Annotated in this window: 18 protein-coding genes and 1 pseudogene; 5 read left to right on the top strand and 14 right to left on the bottom strand. The window is 61.0% G+C overall.

Annotated features, from left to right (window positions below; genetic code table 11):
• Positions 1-122: 122 nt before the first annotated feature.
• The 3 genes from GV035_RS25955 to GV035_RS25945 form a co-directional block, all read right to left on the bottom strand.
• Positions 123-1,940, bottom strand: coding sequence for an alkaline phosphatase D family protein (locus tag GV035_RS25955; protein ID WP_159838465.1), 1,818 nt, complete (start codon positions 1,938-1,940; stop codon positions 123-125).
• A 185-nt stretch (positions 1,941-2,125) separates the two neighbouring features.
• The gene (locus GV035_RS25950; protein ID WP_159838463.1) at positions 2,126-3,184 is read right to left on the bottom strand and encodes an FUSC family protein; all 1,059 of its coding nucleotides are present in this window, start codon (positions 3,182-3,184) and stop codon (positions 2,126-2,128) included.
• Between the two features lie 44 nt (positions 3,185-3,228).
• Positions 3,229-4,155: a LysR family transcriptional regulator gene (locus GV035_RS25945; protein ID WP_159838461.1), complete on the bottom strand. Its 927-nt coding sequence runs from the start codon at positions 4,153-4,155 to the stop codon at positions 3,229-3,231.
• Between the two features lie 112 nt (positions 4,156-4,267).
• Here GV035_RS25945 and GV035_RS25940 point away from each other — a divergent pair, with 112 nt between their 5' ends.
• Complete coding sequence (locus GV035_RS25940; RefSeq protein WP_159838459.1) at positions 4,268-4,702, top strand: VOC family protein; 435 nt, start codon at positions 4,268-4,270, stop codon at positions 4,700-4,702.
• A gap of 113 nt (positions 4,703-4,815) precedes the next feature.
• Here GV035_RS25940 and GV035_RS25935 read toward each other — a convergent pair whose 3' ends face one another.
• Positions 4,816-5,100 carry a hypothetical protein gene (locus tag GV035_RS25935; RefSeq protein WP_159838457.1) on the bottom strand — a complete coding sequence of 95 codons (285 nt, stop codon included), beginning with the start codon at positions 5,098-5,100 and terminating at the stop codon, positions 4,816-4,818.
• Positions 5,101-5,337: 237 nt separating this feature from the next.
• Positions 5,338-6,702 (bottom strand): MFS transporter, encoded by a 1,365-nt coding sequence (locus GV035_RS25930; RefSeq protein WP_159838455.1) that lies wholly within the window; start codon positions 6,700-6,702, stop codon positions 5,338-5,340.
• A 324-nt stretch (positions 6,703-7,026) separates the two neighbouring features.
• On the opposite strand from GV035_RS25930, the pseudogene GV035_RS29770 reads away from it, so the two are divergent.
• From GV035_RS29770 to GV035_RS25915, 3 genes and pseudogenes are all read left to right on the top strand, one after another.
• Positions 7,027-7,182, top strand: a pseudogene (locus tag GV035_RS29770) (DUF1045 domain-containing protein); the annotation flags it as partial.
• Positions 7,183-7,285: 103 nt separating this feature from the next.
• On the top strand, positions 7,286-7,843 hold the full coding sequence (phnN, locus tag GV035_RS25920; protein ID WP_159838453.1) for a phosphonate metabolism protein/1,5-bisphosphokinase (PRPP-forming) PhnN: 558 nt from the start codon (positions 7,286-7,288) through the stop codon (positions 7,841-7,843).
• A 172-nt stretch (positions 7,844-8,015) separates the two neighbouring features.
• Positions 8,016-8,762 (top strand): Pr6Pr family membrane protein, encoded by a 747-nt coding sequence (locus GV035_RS25915; RefSeq protein WP_201304069.1) that lies wholly within the window; start codon positions 8,016-8,018, stop codon positions 8,760-8,762.
• 7 nt (positions 8,763-8,769) lie between these two features.
• Here the strand turns inward: GV035_RS25915 and GV035_RS25910 are convergent, their stop codons facing one another.
• From GV035_RS25910 to GV035_RS25875, 8 genes are all read right to left on the bottom strand, one after another.
• Positions 8,770-9,078 (bottom strand): EthD family reductase, encoded by a 309-nt coding sequence (locus tag GV035_RS25910; RefSeq protein ID WP_159838451.1) that lies wholly within the window; start codon positions 9,076-9,078, stop codon positions 8,770-8,772.
• Between the two features lie 40 nt (positions 9,079-9,118).
• Positions 9,119-10,060 carry an MBL fold metallo-hydrolase gene (locus GV035_RS25905; protein ID WP_159838449.1) on the bottom strand — a complete coding sequence of 314 codons (942 nt, stop codon included), beginning with the start codon at positions 10,058-10,060 and terminating at the stop codon, positions 9,119-9,121.
• Positions 10,057-10,920, bottom strand: coding sequence for a quinoprotein dehydrogenase-associated SoxYZ-like carrier (locus tag GV035_RS25900; RefSeq protein ID WP_236572833.1), 864 nt, complete (start codon positions 10,918-10,920; stop codon positions 10,057-10,059). The genes GV035_RS25905 and GV035_RS25900 overlap by 4 nt, the downstream gene beginning before the upstream one ends.
• 18 nt (positions 10,921-10,938) lie before the next feature.
• Positions 10,939-11,865 carry a quinoprotein relay system zinc metallohydrolase 2 gene (locus GV035_RS25895; protein WP_159838447.1) on the bottom strand — a complete coding sequence of 309 codons (927 nt, stop codon included), beginning with the start codon at positions 11,863-11,865 and terminating at the stop codon, positions 10,939-10,941.
• 62 nt (positions 11,866-11,927) lie between these two features.
• On the bottom strand, positions 11,928-12,638 hold the full coding sequence (locus GV035_RS25890; protein WP_236572830.1) for a hypothetical protein: 711 nt from the start codon (positions 12,636-12,638) through the stop codon (positions 11,928-11,930).
• 53 nt (positions 12,639-12,691) lie between these two features.
• Positions 12,692-13,612 (bottom strand): substrate-binding domain-containing protein, encoded by a 921-nt coding sequence (locus tag GV035_RS25885; RefSeq protein ID WP_159838443.1) that lies wholly within the window; start codon positions 13,610-13,612, stop codon positions 12,692-12,694.
• Between the two features lie 49 nt (positions 13,613-13,661).
• Positions 13,662-14,045, bottom strand: a complete 384-nt coding sequence (locus tag GV035_RS25880) for a c-type cytochrome (RefSeq protein WP_442859604.1) — start codon at positions 14,043-14,045, stop codon at positions 13,662-13,664.
• Positions 14,046-14,167: 122 nt separating this feature from the next.
• Entirely contained in the window at positions 14,168-15,976 is a 1,809-nt protein-coding gene (locus GV035_RS25875; protein ID WP_159838439.1) for a methanol/ethanol family PQQ-dependent dehydrogenase, read from the bottom strand.
• Positions 15,977-16,347: 371 nt separating this feature from the next.
• Between GV035_RS25875 and GV035_RS25870 the strand changes: the two genes are divergently transcribed.
• The gene (locus tag GV035_RS25870) at positions 16,348-16,722 is read left to right on the top strand and encodes a 4a-hydroxytetrahydrobiopterin dehydratase (RefSeq protein WP_159838437.1); all 375 of its coding nucleotides are present in this window, start codon (positions 16,348-16,350) and stop codon (positions 16,720-16,722) included.
• Positions 16,723-17,535: 813 nt separating this feature from the next.
• On the opposite strand, the gene GV035_RS25865 is transcribed toward GV035_RS25870, so the two are convergent.
• Positions 17,536-17,986, bottom strand: a 451-nt coding sequence (locus tag GV035_RS25865; RefSeq protein ID WP_159838435.1) for an integrase core domain-containing protein, incomplete at its 5' end; no start/stop codon positions are given.

Here is a 17,986-nt window from a genome sequence, read left to right as displayed (position 1 = left end):
GCCTGCCAGCATGCGACCTTCCGAAATGTGCACGCAGTCTATCTGCGTGCCTTGACCCTGCAATCCCCCCAGAAGCGCGGATACGAATGGCGGAAGTGCCCTGAATGAAGCACTTCGCGCACTCAGATGTTGTCCTCCACCGCAATCGACACCGCACCCGCGTTGATCGTCAACCGCGTGCGTTTCTGCAAAGGATTCTGAGGCGCGGTGCCATCCGCATTCAAGCCTTTGACCTTGTTGTAGACGGCGACGAACTGCGTAGGCGTCACTGTAGCGGACGCATAGCCGATAGCATCATGGTCTGCATAGAGCATGTCGGGATTGTTCTGTCTGATAAACGCATCGAGCGCCGCAGATGAATTCAGAAGCGATGCCAGCGGCATTCCCCCTAGATAGTTCGTCGCATCCTGAAAGAACGGCCGGCTGCTGACGCCCGCCGACATCAGATCGACCAGGACGGGCGTCCCTGTCGCCGGATCGGGCACATCGCGCACGATGCCGGCCTGAAACGCATGGAGATCGCCCGTGATGGCAATGAGATTCGTGATGCCCTGCGCCTTCACGAACGATGTGAGATCGGCCTTGTGCGAGGGATAGCCGTCCCACGCATCGCAGTCGAGCACGATCACCACGTTGTCGGGCGCGGGCGCAATCGAACGCAGATCCAGCCACAGGCGATTCACCATCACCTCGTTGCCCCACACCTTCCACATCGCAGTGGAAGCCTTGAGCGTGTCCTTCCACCATTGCGTCTGCACCGGGCCGAGCATGGACGGAATACGGCCCAGACGCTGCGTATCGGCGGCCTCGTACTGCGCGAGCACCTGTTGCGGCACCCCATAACGCGAACCGGCGAGATCGTTGCCATTCACCGGGTCATGCCCGAGCGCCTGCGCGATAGCGGCTTCGCTCACGACGTGATCGTCGCGATAAAGCCGCTCGTCCGTCATGACGAGGTGAATCAGCGAGCCGAAGTGAAAGTCCCGATAGATGCGGATGTTGTCGTAGCTCGCGTTGTTCAAGTCGAACGACACATCGCCCCAGTCCACCGGCAAATATTCCGCCCACGCCTGATTCGCATTCCGGCGTCGCGCGGTCTGCTGCACGTTCGCGTTGGTGTACGTCTGGTGGTCCTGCCAGCAGTCGTCCGAGAACTCGTGATCGTCCCAGATGGCGATCACGGGAAAGCGCGCATGGACGGTCTGCAAGCGCGCGTCGCCCCGATACGTGCGATACAGCGTGCGGTAATCGGCGAGCGTATTCGCATAGGCGCCGCCGCCCGTCAGCGGCACGCCGTCGGGCAAGGTGATCTGCGGATGCGCGGGTTCCGCCGCGTTTTTTTCGTTCGGGCTCCCAACTGTTTCGTAGATATAGTCGCCGAGATGCACGACGAAGTCGAGATCGGTCTCTTCTGCCAAGAGCGTCAACGCCTGCCAGTGATTCACGCTCCAGTTCTGGCAGACGAACCACGCAAAGCGCAGTTGAGGTAGCGATTCGGTCGCTGCCGCCGCCGTGCGGGTGGTGCCTGTGGCGCTCACGTCGCTGCCGGCGATAAAGCGGTAGTAGTAAGTGGTCTTCGCGCTGAGACCGGTGACTTTCGCTCGCACGGTGAAGTCGTAGTCGGGAATGGCGCTGAGCGGCACGCTCGCCGCGAGTTGCGAGAAATCGGGCAGCGGGGACACCTGAAGCGTCAGTGCAATAGCCGTTTGCGAAGCGTTGCTCGCATTGGCGACGCAGCGCGTCCAGAACACGACGGACGTATCGCGCGGGTCGCCACTTGCAACGCCTTGCGCGAAACCATAGACGCCCGATGGCGGCGGCGTGGTGCCGCCCGAGCTGCTTGCGCCTCCATCGTTGCTCGAATGACAGGCCGCGAGCGTGCCCGACGCCGCCGCTACGGTATAGAACGCTGACAGCGACAAGAAGCGTCGACGATCCATAAAGCCTCCATGAAACAACGTGGCAGACAGACCATGCGCGCTGAATATGTCGACTGTGCGTTCCGACCGATAGCGGCTTGCGGATATGCAAAACGCTTACACGCTACAAACGGCAGATGAAAGTGTCAATACGGGATTGAGTGCGGCAAGGGCTATAGAACGACCGTTCTATAGCCCTTGCCATGTTAGGAAATCGCTCGCAACGGAAACACGAGCCTCGCAGCGAGCAGTCCGATTGCGCCGCCAAGCAGCGTCTCCCATGCACGCGCGGCGAGCAGGGGCACGGAATGGATGCCGCTCGCGGCAAGCGTCACGACGAGCGCAAAGGCGAAAGCACCGCACGCAATGTCGTAGCGGTCCGGCAGTGCCATTGCATAGACGATCATGGCGATGGCGGCCATCGCCCAGACGAGAAGCGGCGCGTGTTCCGCGAGCGGCAGGCAAACGATTCCGATCGGGACGCCTACCAGCGTGCCGTAGATGCGCCGGCGCACGCGCTCGGCGGTGCCGACCGCCGAAGTTGCGACGACATACACGCAGGCCGTGATCGCCCACACCGATTCAGCCAACCAGAACGCCGCGTTGAGCAGTACGACGGCGAGCGCACCGCTTGCCGCTTGCAAGCCCATCGCGAACGCGGGCGACACCGCGCGCTTGCCATACACCGGCTCGGACGCGAGCGCAGGCAACACGACAGGCCGCTCCGCAGGTCCGCTCAAGAGGCGCGGCACGATGGCCGCGAGCATCGCAATCAGCAAGGCGAGCACAATGGCCCATGTGTCCATCGGCGCGAGCTTCATCAAGTAGGCGGCGAGTTGGCCGATATAGAACTGTGATCCGATACCCGCGCCCGTTATGCCGAACCGCTTCAGATAGCCCGCGAAAAAAGCGCCGGAAACGAGGATAAGCTCCGCGCCGCCTCGTCCGAGTTCGCGAAACAACGGCCCGAGCAGCGCGAACGTGAATGCACCGAAGGCGGCAGCAAGGCACAGTATCGCGAGATCGCGGGTCGACTTTGGCCGCGTCGCGCGCGCTTCCGACACACTCGCCCATAGCGCGAACGTCGCGGCCAGCGAGCCGACAGAAACGCTTGCGGGCACGTCGCGCGTGACATCGTGCAAGGCGCCGATGGCCGCTGCAAGACCATAAGCCGTGACGAGCCGCACGCCCGTGATGCGCCGATGCGTGCCGGGGTCGACGCGTTCGAACCACGCGGTCATCGCGGACATCGGGCGAGCATTCATCGCGGTTCACCTTATGCGGAGAGCAACGTAACCTGCATCGCATTCTAGGTGCTCTTTCTTCGCGGCGGGAGCTTGCGTGTCTTCGCTTGCGGTATGTCTGTGTCGCGCCCGGCTGCTTCGACGATGCATTCGACAAGTTGCGCCGCCGCGTCGTGATCAGCGCGCCGGGCGCGCTCCACGAGACCGATCTCGCGATAAAACGTATCGTCGCCGAGATCGTGCGCCACCGCGCCTCGCGGCCACGTCCCGATCCCCGCCGACTTCGGCAGCAACGCGACGCCCATTCCGCGTGCGACGAGTTGCGCGATGCCATGCAGTTCATCGGCCTCGATGGCATCCCGCACGGCAATGCGCTTCTTGCGCAAGAACACGTCGACTTGCCGTCCGCCGAACGAACGTCGGTCATAACGAATGAACGACTCTGTCTCGACCAACTCACGCCACGAGGCACGCTTCTTCGCGGCGGGTGCAAGCAGGACGAACGGCTCTGCGATCAGCGTGCGCCAGCGCAATTCCGACGGCAATGCAAACGGCGGGCGAATGATGACGGCCATGTCGGCTTCGGCGGCATCGACTTGTGCGAGCAAATTAAGCGATACGCCCGGCACGAGACGTATGCGCCATGCCGGCAGCCTGCGCCGGAACGCCGCGATGGCATCGGGTAACAAGACCGCATGAGCCGATGCAATAGCGCCTACCGCAAGCGTGCCGCCGCGCCCGTCTTCGCCACCGGGCTCGGCCAGTCGCGCATAAAGCGCGATGAGTTCATCGGCCAGTTCGAGCGTGCGGCGGCCCGCGGCGTTCAAAGTCGCCGAGCGGCCCGTGCGATCGAACAGTGCGAAGCCGAGATGCGCTTCTAGCCGCTGCATTTGCGCGCTCACCGCCGATTGCGTCAAGCCGATATGCGCGCCTGCACCGGCGAATGTGCCGTGGCGCGCGACCGCCATGAACGTCTTCAATTCACGCAGCATTCGATTAATCGATTTCGTTGTTGCTCACATCGACAATATATCGTTTTTCATGGATTTTATTCATGGATACACTGGCGGCAATTTTCCCTCGATTCCAAAGGACTTCGGCCCCATGAATACCGCGCACGACGCCATGCCGCCGTTTCATCTCGCGTTTCCCGTTCACAGCCTTGCCGCAGCGCGCGAGTTCTATGGCGACCTGCTGGGCTGCCCGGAAGGACGGAGTTCGGAAGATTGGGTGGACTTCAATTTCTATGGGCATCAGATCGTCGCGCATCTCGCGCCGGACGAAGTGGGTCATCGATCGACGAGCGCCGTCGATGGCAACGCCGTCCCCGTGCGGCACTTCGGCGTCGTGTTATCGATCCCTCAGTGGGAGGCGCTTGCCGAGAAGCTGAAGGCCGCTGGCACGGGCTTCGTCATCGAGCCGCATGTTCGCTTCAAGGGCGAAGTCGGCGAGCAGGCGACAATGTTCTTTCTGGACCCGTCGGGCAATGCGGTGGAAGTAAAGGCATTCGCGAACATGGCATCGCTGTTTGCGAAATGATTGAGTGTGCGTGAGTTTTGGAGCGTTCGTTCGTGAACGCCCTCAAAGAAACGGGACGCCCATGAGCGTCCCGTTTTTACATCGTGCGAAAGTAATGCTTACTGACTCAAGCCTTACTGTCCCGAGCCGCTTGCGCTGACCGGTGCGCCCGGGCCGCCCGGCGTCGGGGTGGCGCTTTGGCCCGTGGTCGAACCCGAGTTCGACGACGAATGGCTGCTGTGCGACTTCTTCTTCGAGTGCGATTGCTTATGCGACATTCCCGAGCCCTGCGTAGTGGTCTGCGCGTTGTCGCCCGCTTGCAGGCCCGTGGCGGAGCTCGGCGGATTGTCCTGCGCGAAGGCGGACGCGCACACGAGAGCGAGTGCGCCGGCGGCGCAGGAGAGAGCGATACGTTTCATGTCGGATGACTCCTGTTGGCGGTTTGCGAATGCGATTCTTGCAGCTTGTTCTGCATGCTGCCGTCGATGCGATGCGCGACGGCTGGTCGCAAGAGGTGTTAGAGCATGGCGCGTGCCACGGTCTGACGATTCGCAAACGAGGAAACGCGATGTAGAAAGCGCGCTCCACCGCACAACAAGGGCAATCGGATGACACTGCGGCGTCTGCGTGTAAGTGCCATCCACCGCATAGGAAACTTAGTGGCCCACCGGCCCCGTAGCCTTGAGGTCGGCACCGACCGCGCGCTGCGGATGCGCGGCCTGCTTGATCAACAGCGCGACCGCCGACACCAGTCCCGCGACCGAGATCACCGCGAAGATGCCGCCGAAACTGAAATGCAGACGCGTGAGTTCAGCAACGAGAAACGATCCCGCGATGCCTCCGAAGCGCCCGATGCCGAGCATCCAAGCGACGCCCGTGCCGCGCCCTTGCGTCGGATAGAACGCAGCGGCGAGCGCGGGCATCGACGATTGCGCCGTGTTCATGAGCACGCCTGCGAGAAACACCACAAGCACGAGCAAGCCCACGTTGCCCACGGCCTGTCCGATGCAGTAGACGCTCACCGCCGTCAACGCATAGCACGCTGCAATCACGCGGTTCGCGTTGAACTTGTCCATCAGCACGCCGAGCAGCACCGCGCCCACGCCGCCGAGCGGAAACAGCGCGGAAATGAGGGTTGCGCGCTGCGGGGTCAAGCCGGACTCCTTGAGCAGAATCGGCATCCAGTTGATCGATGCATAGAAGATCACGAGGCCCATGAAATAAGCGAGCCACAGCATGATCGAGCCGATCACATACGAACGCGACAACACCACGCTCATGCCGCTTTGACCTTGCACGGTCGGCGCGGCTTCGGTCATGAAGAACGAACCGGCGTTGCGGGCATCGTCGGAAATGCGGGCCAAGGTCGCGCGAATCTTTTCGACCGGCTTCGACTTCGCGACCATGTAGCGCACCGACTCAGGCAACGTCAGAAGCAGCAGCACGGCGAGCGCAAGCGGCGCCACGCCGCCAAGAAACAACACGCTGCGCCAGCCGAAGTGCGGAATCATCCATGCCGCGAGAAAGCCGCCGAACGCAGCGCCCAGCGGAAAGCCGCAGAACATGAGATTGATAAGCGTGGCGCGACGGTTGTCGGGGCAAAACTCACTCATCATCGTGACGGCGTTCGGCATCGCGGCGCCGAGGCCGAGGCCGGTGATGAAGCGCAGCGTCGTCAAGTGCTCGAGGCTGTCGGAATACGCCGATGCAAAGCACGCGACGCCGAAGACGATCACCGATGACAACAGCATCGCGCGACGGCCCAGGCGATCCGACAACGGCCCCGACAACAGCGCGCCCGCAGCGAGACCGAAGAGCGCCGCGCTCAGCACAGGCGCAAGCGCCGGCCGACTGATGTGCCATTCGGTGACGAGCGACGGCGCGATAAAGCCGATGGCGGCGGTATCGAAGCCGTCGAGCAGCACGATGACGAAGCACATGCCGAAGATGAGCCACTGAAACGGCGAAAACGGGTGCTCGTTGATGAACGTCTGCACGTTCACGTTTGGACTTCTGCTCACTTCATTCCCTTCCGAAAGAGACGATGAATGTTCGTTTGGCGAACAGCGATTCACATAGCGAACTATGCGCTTCGCGTGAGATTACGGAACAAAAGGTTCAGCCGCAACGCGGGGATACCCGGAAAGGGGAGCTACGTGACGCTTCCAGCAGACGCGCCATCCGGGACGTTGCGCGTGATCGTACGCGCTTCCCGGCGTCTGCCCGCCCCGATGTGTCCTTGAACGCAGCGGAGATTCGGCGCTCGACGCACATCGCTTCCGTACCATTGCGCCGATGCGCGCGCGGCCTTCTGCCGAAAGCATCGAGCGCGCATCAGCCCCGGCATGAGCGCGCGGCAGATCACACTGTTACGCGAGTGGGGCTACCCGTATGTGCTCGATGAATATCGCTTCCACATGGCGCTTTCTGACTCGCTCGACGAAGCGCAGGCACGTGCATTTATCATGTCGGATTGGAGCGGACGCACCGAAAAGCTTGGTCCCATGCCGGTGCAAGGCGCCGCGCTTTTCATCGAAGCCGAGCCGGGCGCGCCATTCATGCTGTGGCAGCGCCTGCCGTTCAAGACATCGCACAGGACATCGCATGAGCAAGGTGGACAGCGCAAGACTGATCTATGTGATGGGCCCTTCAGGGGCAGGCAAGGACTCACTGCTCGCGTTTGCACGCGAGCGCATCGGCGCAAGCGTCATGTTCGCGCATCGCTATATCACGCGCGCCATTGCGGAGGGTGAGAACCATATCGCGCTCACGCATGACGAATTCGCATCACGCCTTTCCCACGGCCTCTTCGCGATGTATTGGGAAAGCCTCGGTTTGCGCTATGGAATCGGCATTGAGCTCGATGCGTGGCTCGCGCGAGGCGTGCCTGTGGTCGTCAATGGTTCACGGCAGCACGCACAGGAGGCGCTCACGCGCTATCCCGACGCGTGCTTCGTGCATATCGATGCCGCGCCCGCAGTGCTGGCCGCGAGGCTTGCCAGGCGCGGACGCGAAGATGCGCGGCAAATCGAGGCGCGGCTCGCGCGCCGGCCCGCATTCGAACTCCCGCGCCATGCGCGCGTGGTTCACATCGATAATTCGGGCCTGCTCGCGGACGCGGGCAGCCGGTTTTTGAATATCGTTGGTAACGCCGGGGAATAGCGCGTCAAGGCGCAATCGATGCGGATTGCGTCTATAGCTTCCTCGACGCCAAGATGAAAATCCAGTGACGCTGGTGAGACGTCTAGATGAATACACGACGCTAATGCTGCAGCATGGGCGCGTCATCACGCGGCCGCCTGCATGCTTCTGCATGCGCCGATAGAATGACCGCATGCGTACGCCACAAATGAACTCGCGGCAGCACGAGCCGGAATTACCGCTTCCTACACCCAGCACTGCTTCGCTCGCGCTGGCCGCCGCTATCGCCATCATCGCGTGGCTTGCCATTGCCGCGCAAACGGACCTGACCATCGCACGTTCGCTCGATCGCGGCTTGACCGTCATCGACGGTATCGCGCGCATGAGCAGCTACCTCACGAATCTGACGGTATTGCTTACGGCGATCTGCTTCGCGTGCGTCGCCACGCGTGCACAGGCGCCGCTCGCGCGCTTTTTCCGTCAGCCGACTGTCGTGACGGCGGTAGTCGTCTACATGGTTTTCGTCGGCATGGCGTATAACACGCTGCTTCGTTTTCTATGGACGCCCTCGGGGTATCGCGCCTTCGTCAACGAGTCGCTGCATACCGTGGTGCCCGCGCTCTGCGCGTTGTATTGGCTCTTGTTCGTACCGCGCTTTCATCTTTCCTGGCGACGATGCGCGCTTTGGCTCGTTTATCCGCTGGGCTATCTGTTCGTGACGCTATGGCGCGGCAGCGAGTCGGAGTTCTATCCGTACTGGTTCATCGACGTGGCGGAGCTCGGTTACGAGCGCGTGCTGCTCAACGCCGCCATGCTGGTCGTGGCGTTTCTCGTGCTGATGAGCGTGTTTCTCGTCATCAATCATCGGCGCGAGGACTTGAGCGTGCCCGACCCCGCAGTCGAATCCGACGACGTGTCGGACTCGGGCGCGCCTCGTTGATACGCGTTCACGCTTCCTTGGTGTCGAACATCAATAGCTCGACGCCCGCCTGCGCAAAATTCGACAGATCGCCGGCGGTTGCCTGACCTTCGGGCGATTCGAGCGCGGACTTGATCGCGTCGAGCGAATCGAAATCGAGCACTGCGACAAAGTAATAGGGCGATTCCCCCTGCGCCACCGCAATCGGTCCCGCGCTGACTTCGAAACGCTTGAGACCGGGCATTTTCTTGGCAAGCGGCGCGTGCGTCGATGTGTAGTGCGAATCGAATGCCTGCTTGTCCGACGGCGTCTTGTACAGCGCAATAAGCTTGGCCATTCTCGTGTCTCCTTGGTTCGTGTCTGCTTGAGGGAACGGACTACTGCTTCTCCAACTGAAGATAAATGCGTTGCACGTTCTGCGGCTGCGCCGTCGCATAGAGCTTATAGCCGCTAAAGGCGGGCACCTGTACCGTGTGCATCGCCTGCGTCAAGCCCATGCCGCTTTTATACGCCCGCTTGACGGACGCATCTAGCTCACGCAGATACACGCCTGTCTGCATGATGTCGTCACCATGCAAGGGCGGGCCGAACGCGGGCACGACCGTGTGAAGATCCAGCGCGCGAAGGTTTTCGAGCGCCGAAAGCCAGCCGGGTATCTGCTCGTTGCGCAACTCGGGGATTCGCCCGTTTGATACGACACTGCCTGCAAAGAGGACACCGGTTTGCGTATCGAGCACGGCGAGATCGCCGGGCGTGCTTGCGGGACCGAAATGCAGCAGTTGCAGCTTGCGTCCGCCGCTTTCGATCTCAGTCGTTCCGTCGATCGTGCGATTCGGCACGGTCACGCGCGAGCCCGCCATTTCATCGTCGCCGAGCGTCTTGCGCAAGTTCGCGAGACAGATGGAGCAGCGATCGTGTATCAATTGCGCGGTGCGGACATGCGCGAGTATCGGCACATCGTGATCGCGAAAGGCGGCTGCGCCAAAGACGAATTCGGGCGCCTGATGCGTGATGATGACGAGCGTCACCGGCAACGGCGTCACCTTGCGGATCGCTTCGATCATCGCGCGGCCATAGCGATAAGACGGTCCTGTATCGATCACCGTCACCCCGCTCTTTCCGACGATAAAGCCGTTATTCGCGACGATGCCGTGATTCTCTGGCGCAACGGCGTCGCCCGTGCCGATGAACGCGTACACGCCCGGCGCGATGTTCGTGGGCGTGGGCATGCCGGCGAGCGCGGCCATCGCCAATTCCGCCAATGCACCGTAGACGATAAAGAGTGCGGCTATCAGCGGCTTCACGCAGCGCAGCGTCATTTCATGGCCGACGCTTGCCCGGCCGCCCGAGTTTCGATAGCAATGGCGCCTTCGAATTGCTTGTTCTTGGTGTCTTCTATATGCGCCTTCAATTCGCCATTGCCGTTGGGTAAGAAATAGAAGCGGAAATTCGGGTTCTCGCTGATGGAGAAGTTCACGTTCGCCGTCATCACCGGCTTATCGGCATACGTGACCGCAACCTTGCGAATGAAATAGGCCGTCGCATAGTTGCGCGTGATCTGATTCATCGCCATGCCCGTGCGGTTCGGGTGGCGCACCATCACTTGTGCGAGCTGCGGTTTGCCGACGACAGCCGTGCCCTCCGACTGCAAGCGAACCGCGCCTGCGGCGCGTTCGGCGGCGTCCTCGTCCTTGTCCGCAGGCGCGGAGCAACCGCCCGATGCCTTCACGAAGCGCACGGCGCTATACAACCGTCCGTCGTTTGTTTCGGCGATCACGCGCATGAACGTATAGTCCTCCACGCGCACGCGGGTTTCGATGCTCGCCAGCCCCGATTCCGGCGTGAACTCGAAGTAGCCCGCGTAGGGCTCCGGGTTCTCGTCGATGAACAGATAGATCTTCTTGATGTAATGCGCGGGGCTTTGCGCGAACTGTGCGCTGATCGCGATAGGAACGACCGCGGCATCGGCAGCGCGCGCAGGCGCATCGAGCTTAATGACCGAATCGCCATGTGCATCGACAGCGCGGCCTTTGAAAGCGCCTTCCTTGAAGTCGAGCCAGCGGGCCACTTTGTCAGCGTTGTCATCGGGCTGTGCTGCCTGCGCGACGGATGCCATTAACGCGAGCACCGCGAACAGGGCGCCGCGTGCGCGCATCGAGCGAGACGGTTGGGTCATCATGATGTCCTCCTGCTGCCGCTACTGCTCCCATTCGAGTTCCGCATACGCCGCCGTCACATTGCGGCGATGATAGATCTCGTACAACAGCCACTTGTCGCGCTGATCGAGGCCGATAGTGTCCACGGCTTGCTGAATCGTCTCTCCTCGCCTGATGGCTTCGCGCACGTCATGCGCGAGTTGCGCGAGGTAGTGCTCTTCTGCTTGGAGCGACTGCGGCCACGGTGGATCGAGCGGGCCATGCCCCGGCACGACGTGCCGCGGATTCATCTGCTTAATACGCGCAATGTCGTCGAGCCAGCCGACGACGCTTCCATCCACCACCGGAATACAGCGCACGAAAAGCAGATCGCCCGTCCACAGCGTGCCGCTCTTCTCATCGTATACCGTCATGTCGTTGTTGGTATGCGCTGTTTTCCATGTTTGCAGCTTCAAACGGCGATCGCCGAGATCGAGCGTCTCACTGCCATCGACGGTTTTCGTCGGTGGAATGATTTCGCTGCCTTTGGCGATGTCGCCGAGCTCGCGGTTGAGCGCGCGAAGATAGTTATCCGCCCGCGCGGCCTCCGCTTGCGCGAGCTTCGCGCTGCCGACGAATTGCGGATGATCGCTCAGAAACGCCGCATTGCCGAAGATATGGTCCGGATGCATATGCGTGTTGATGACATAGCACACCGGAAGCGGCGTGACCTGCCGCACCGCTTCCCGCAGCGCGCGCCCTTCCGCGAGCGTGCCGCCGGTATCAATCACCGCGACGCAACGCTTGCCGACGATGAAGCCGACATTCGCGATATCGCCCTTGTTCGCTCGCGTGGCCACATCATCATGCGCGCGATGCGCGTAATTGCCGGGCGCAATCTGTTGCATGGGGAGCGGCGGTTCCGATTGCGCTTGTCCGACAACAAGCGCAAAGAGCGCCAACGCACGCCATGCCGATGCAGCGGTCATCGGATGATGTCCGCGTCTGCAAGGCGCGGTAGAGACTTGCGCGATCCGCCACCGACGAACCGTCACCGGCTCGCGCGCGGTATGTTGCCCGCCTTCGCCGGCGCGCCTGCGGGCGGCGTCAGATTCTTGAGCGCCCCTTGATAAGCGATCGTTTCTTTTTGCACCGGATGCGCGAAGTCATTGCCCGCGCCGGGCACCTCGGTGCGGATCATGAGCAGCCCGCCGGGGACGTCATCGGCGACCACGAACGTATAACGCTTGCCGGTGTACTGCGCGAAGCGTTCAGCGTTGGGATCGTTGAGATAAGGTTGAATCACGACCTGACGCGCCTTGACGTGCTTGCCCCCGCCGATGCCCAGCGCGTCGCTCGATACCGGCGTGATCGCCGGACCGGCCGCTAACGCGAGGCGAACGCGCTGCTGGAAATAGCGTCGCTGTCCGCCCGTCAATTGCTCCATCTCGGCGATGTCGTGTTCGAGAAAATAGATGATCACCGGATTGCACGGCAGTCCGCCGGGCACCTGCACAGGCCCCGTGCGATCCGTCACGCGCGCATCGTTCTTGCTGTTGCCTGGACTCATGACGAGCACGCGCACGGTATCGCTGACCTTCGCGGGCGGACCGGAATAGTCCACCGCATAGTCCAGCTCCGTCTGCGGCTCGACGCCGTTCATATGCGGCTGCATGAACAACAGGCGCTCGGCCGGCGCAATGTCCGCACCCGGCGCGGACGCGGGAGCCGGCGTTGCGGCGAGAATGCTCGGCGTCTGCATCAAGCCTAGCGCGCAAACGGCCAATGCCGCGCGAAGAAACACCGCATGCGCTCTCATTGCGCTTGTGCGGGTTGCATCGGCTGCAACGGCAGCAACGGAACCTGATAGCTCGTCAATATCTGGTCGATCTTCGGTTGATTCGACGCTATCCAGTTGTCGACCTTGTCGCGCCATGCCTTCTCTCCGTAGCGCACGCCCATGGAGATTTCGAAGTCGAAGCGAATGCCGGGCTGCGGCGGAAACGCCACGAGCCTTACTTTGTTGTCCGAACGATTGACGAAGTACCCGGCGATCGGCCCCCAGACGAACGCGGCATCGACATTGCCTTGCGACAGGTCGTGCTCGATCATCTCGCCCGGGAACGCCTCGGGGTCGCCGCTCTGTCCTTGATACGACACCGCCTGCTCGATGAGGTTATTTCTCAGCAGCCAGTCGACGGCCGGGCTTTTGACGAAGATGCCGAGCTTCATTCTCTTGAGCTGATCCGGCGGCAGGCTCATGAGATCCGCTGGCGTCTTGATGTTCGCGTACTCCGGGCGATTGGGGAACACCATGGCATACGTAGAGTGCAGATAAGGCCGCGTCGTCGCCGTGAGTTCGTAGCCTTTCGGGACACCTATGATCAAGTCGCATTTATATTGCTCGGTACTGGGCACTTTATCGCGCAACGTATTTCGCACGAAACCCATGCGCTGCGGATAGAACGTATATTCGAGCTTGTAGCCGAAGTCACTCGCCATCTGGCTCGCGATCTTGTTTTCGAAGCCCTCGCCCTTTTGGTTCGAGAGCGGCATGTTGTTGGGATCGGCGCATACCCTCAATACGCCGTCCGCGCCGTCGTTGTTCGGCAGGCTCGGCGGCGGCCCGCCCGCGCCCTGCGCGAAAGCGGCCTCGGTCGAAATCACAGCAAGCGCCCAGAGCAATGCGGCAAACCGGGGAAACCGCACAGTATGACTGGCCTTACGCTGAAACATGAAGCCTCCGGGAGTAAAAGCGGTCATCGTGCGCCGGCTTGCGATGTCTTTACTTTGCATCGATCGCTTGCAGGTCGCCCGGATTGATCTTGCCATCCGACCGCCCCTTCAGATAGGCGTAGAGATTCTCCCAGTTCTTCTGCATCATCTGGCTCGAACTGAAATCGGGCATGCCCTTATCGACACGTCCGCCAAAGACAGTGCGATGAAATTCGTTCTTGTCGAGCGTCTTGAAAGCATCGACCAGCGACGGGCCGACCAGACCTTCCTGCTTCGCCCCGTGACAACGTTCGCACGCGAGCGCGCGCCAGGTACGCCATCCTTGCAGCGTATCGTTGTCGACCTTGTTGCCGTCGACGACCTGATACGCCACCGGCTTCATTTGCCCCGAACTGGTCTGAGCGAACGGCACGGATGACGCAGCGAGTGTCATCGACAACACCAAGATGGATCGGCCTTTCATTCGCTTGTCTCCTTGAATATGTTTTCTGTTTAAGGCTTCGATTCGCGCGACGGCATCGCATGCCGCCGCGCATCATCGCTAAAGCACGTGCATCAACTCGGAATAGCGAAGATAAAGAGCGTCCCGCCCAGCGCCGTGTACTTCGCCAGTTCGCGATAGCCGCCTACCGCGCCGAGACCTTCCGTCGACTTCTCCAGCCCGGCTGCCATGCCGATGCCGGCCCAGCCGCCAATGCCCGAATACACGCCGACGTATTGCTTGCCCTGATACTGATACGTGAACACATTGCCGATGATTCCGGACGGCGTCTTGAACTTCCACAGCTCCTTGCCGTCCTTGATGCGAACCGCCTTGATATAGCCTTCGAGCGTGCCGTAGAACACGACACCGCCTGCCGTGGCGAGTGCGCCGGACCACACCGAGAACCGCTCCGGCTTGGACCACGCGATCTTGCCCTTGGCCGCATCCCACGCGATGAAGTTGCCCATCGCGCCGTTTTCGTTCGGGCCCGGGAACATCGAAAGCGTTGCGCCGACAAACGGCTGACCGGACACGTAATCGACCTGGAACGGTTCGTAGTCCATACAGACGTGATTGGTCGGCACGAGGAAGAGACTCGAGTTCGGATCGTAGGCTGCGGGCTGTTGATCCTTCGATCCGAGCGCGGCGGGACAGATGCCCTTCACGTTGTGATCGGGACCGGCCTTCTGCGTCGAATAGCTCGCGTTGCGAATGGGCAGCCCGCTCTTGATATCGACGCTATCGGCCCAGTTCACCGCCGGGTCGTATTTCTGCGCGACGAGCAGTTCGCCGGTTTCGCGATTCAACGTATAGCCGAAGCCGTTACGGTCGAAGTGCACGATCGCGGGAACACGCTTGCCGCCGATATTCAGGTCCGACAGGATCATTTCATTGACGCCGTCATAGTCCCATTCGTCGTGCGGCGTCATCTGATAGACCCATTTCGCTTTGCCGGTGTTCAGATCGCGCGCGAAGATGGACATCGACCATTTGTTGTCGCCGGGCCGCTGAGTCGGGTTCCATGTGCCGGGATTGCCCGTGCCATAGTAGACAAGGTTGAGCTTCGGGTCCCATGCGTACCATCCCCATGTGGTGCCGCCGCCGTATTTCCATTGATCGCCTTGCCAGCTCTTCGTGGACGAGTCCGCACCGACAGGCGTCATCTTGCCGTCGGTCCAGGTCATGGTTTGCTGCGGGTCCATGAGCATTTCATCGTCGGGGCCCGTGCTATAGGCCTTCCAGACTTCCTTGCCGTCCTTGATGTTGTAGGCGATGAGACGGCCGCGCACGCCGAATTCGCCGCCCGAAATGCCGGTCAGTACCTTGTCGCCGAAAACGTGTGGCGCATTCGTGTTGGTCTCGCCCTTCTTCGGGTCGCCGTTTTGCACGCTCCATACGACATCGCCGGTCTTGGCGTCTAGCGCGACGAGTTTGGTATCGGCTTGCTGGAGAAAGATCTTGCCGTCGCCATAAGCAAGGCCGCGGTTGACTGTGTCGCAGCACATCACCGAGATGACTTGCTGATCCTGCTTGGGCTGGTATTGCCAGATGAAGGTCTGGTCTTTCAGGTTGATGGCGATGACCTTGTTCGGGAATGGCGAGTGGATATACATGGTGTCGCCGATGACGAGCGGTGATCCTTCGTGACCGCGCAGCACACCGGTGGACATGGTCCAGGCAACCTGCAATTTGCCGACGTTGTTTTCGTTGATCTGCTTGAGCGTGCTATAGCGGTGATTCGAGTAATCGCCCGCTTGCGCTGCCCAATTCGAAGGATTCTTGATGAGGCTGTCGAGTTGCGGATCGGCCTGCGCCACATAGGAATTCAGGCCTGCCGCCGCAACCACCGCCAGTCCAAGAACCAGGGTGCGTAAGTTCATGTCTCCTCCAGAATGGTGATACCTCCGACCCAGGAATGACCACGCTACCGGGTTGCATCGCGCGCGCCTTCTCAATGCAGGTAACGGGCTACGCTTCGCCCGGTCATGGCCGAACTCATGCGTATCGACGCGGTTTGCATATTCCATGCCGGTTTAATGCGAACGTGCGCGCGCTGTGATGGGGCGGGAATGACATGCGATTCATTGGCCTTCGCGATTTGGCCTGAGGTGTATCGCGATACATACTGTGTCAAATCCGCGAAAAAGCTTGGCTTACGGCACATGATGTTCTGACGCAGCGCAGCACTGCTTGAACGCGTTCGGTTACAACGCGCATACTGACTCGATCACGTTTTCTTCGGGACCTTGCCATGACTCAAGCTGAGAAGGTGTACTCCGATGCGGAGATTGCCGAGCGTCTGAGCGGTGCGCTTAAGCACTGGTATTTCGAAGATGGATGGCTCAGGCGCAAGTTCAGGACGGAAGGCTGGAAAGGCACACTGATGGTCGTCAATACGGTGGGGCATCTGGCGGAAGCGGCGTGGCATCATCCGGACCTGACGGTTTCTTATGCCTTTGTTGTGGTCAAACTGAAGACGCATTCTGCTAAAGGCATTACGGATAAGGACTTTGCGCTGGCTTCGAAGATCGAAGAAGTCGTGCAGTGGCAGCCTGCGTTGGAGGGTGGGGCTCTTGCTGGGACGCCCTCGGACGATCAGCGGTTTCGCTATATTAAATATGATTAGCTGTTCGTGTTCGGTTCGGGAAACTTGTGTTCGTGTCGGTCTATTAGTGTTGCCCCTCCCCGGGGCGGGGGTCACTTTCTTTGCTGTCGACCAAAGTAGGCGCTTTAGTGCCGTACTCTGGTCCCATGCAAAGAAAGTAACCAAAGAAAGCAGCTTTTTTTTGGCCCCGCTGCAGTTAGAGGCGGGTCACTCCGCAGAAAGACAGTGGCACTCGGTTAATCAGCAGCCTTGAATCACCCTCCGCGCCCGCTGAGCGCCACGTCATGCGAGCCCCTTGGCTCGACAACACCACAACCGTGTTCTGCACTGCGCCTCTGTTCTAGCCCCGCGACTGCGCCGTGCATGTCTCGCGTGCAGCGGTCAACCGGTTGTAGTGTGATTGCGCTGGGATTCCGGTACTCGGGGCTGGCTTGCCTTCCGCGTTTGCTGAGCGCGACGTCATGTGAGCCTCTCGGCTCGTTGTTCATCCCGCGTTTTGCGCTCTGCCTTCCATCCACTTGTGGCCGGCGGGCCGACACAGGTGCGAGCGCAGCGTGAACGCTCGCGACCTGAGATGGCGCGGGCAAGCGCGCATACCGTTGCAACCGTCTGGTGTTGACGAGCCAAAGGGCTCGGAGGACGTGGCGCTCAGCGGGCGCGGAAGGTGATTCAGGGTTGATTCAAGCTGAGTGCCACGGCTTTTCTGCGGAGTGACCACTCTTACTTGTGCTTCGTGCGGTCCAGAAAAAAGCTGCTTTCTTTGGTTACTTTCTTTGCAGCAGTGTATAGACCGGAGACATGGGTAACAGGTGTGTCAGGACATAGGTAACACATTCAGCGCCTTCTGACGCGATCTTTCAAGTTGACGGTATCGATTCGATGATGAAGAAAGTACACGTCATAGCAGCCGTCGGTCGGGGGACAAGCGCGCAAGGCGATGGGCAGGTTCGCCAGCGCGCTGGAGACCTTGAAGCGTTGCGACGCGAAGCGCACCTCACCGTTGAGCCCCACGCGAACTACCGCGTCGGCGTCCCCGTATTCGATCGGCGGCAGGCGCTCCGGATACGCTCGCGGGCTGGGGCGATAGCGCGAGATCGGCGTGGCCATGTCCAGCGCCTGATGCGGTCGCTCGTGGTTGTACACCTCGCGCCATGCGTCGAACGCTTGCTGGGCGCTCTTCAGGTTCTTGAAGCGTCGGCCCGCGAGCAGTTCGGCCTTGAGCGTGCGATGAAACCGTTCGTCCTTACCGTTGGTCTGCGGATGCCGAGGCCGGCTATACGAAATC

The sequence above is a fragment of the Burkholderia sp. 8Y genome (genome assembly GCF_902506145.1).
Lineage (GTDB): Bacteria > Pseudomonadota > Gammaproteobacteria > Burkholderiales > Burkholderiaceae > Caballeronia.
This window is presented reverse-complemented; position numbering and strand designations above follow the sequence as displayed.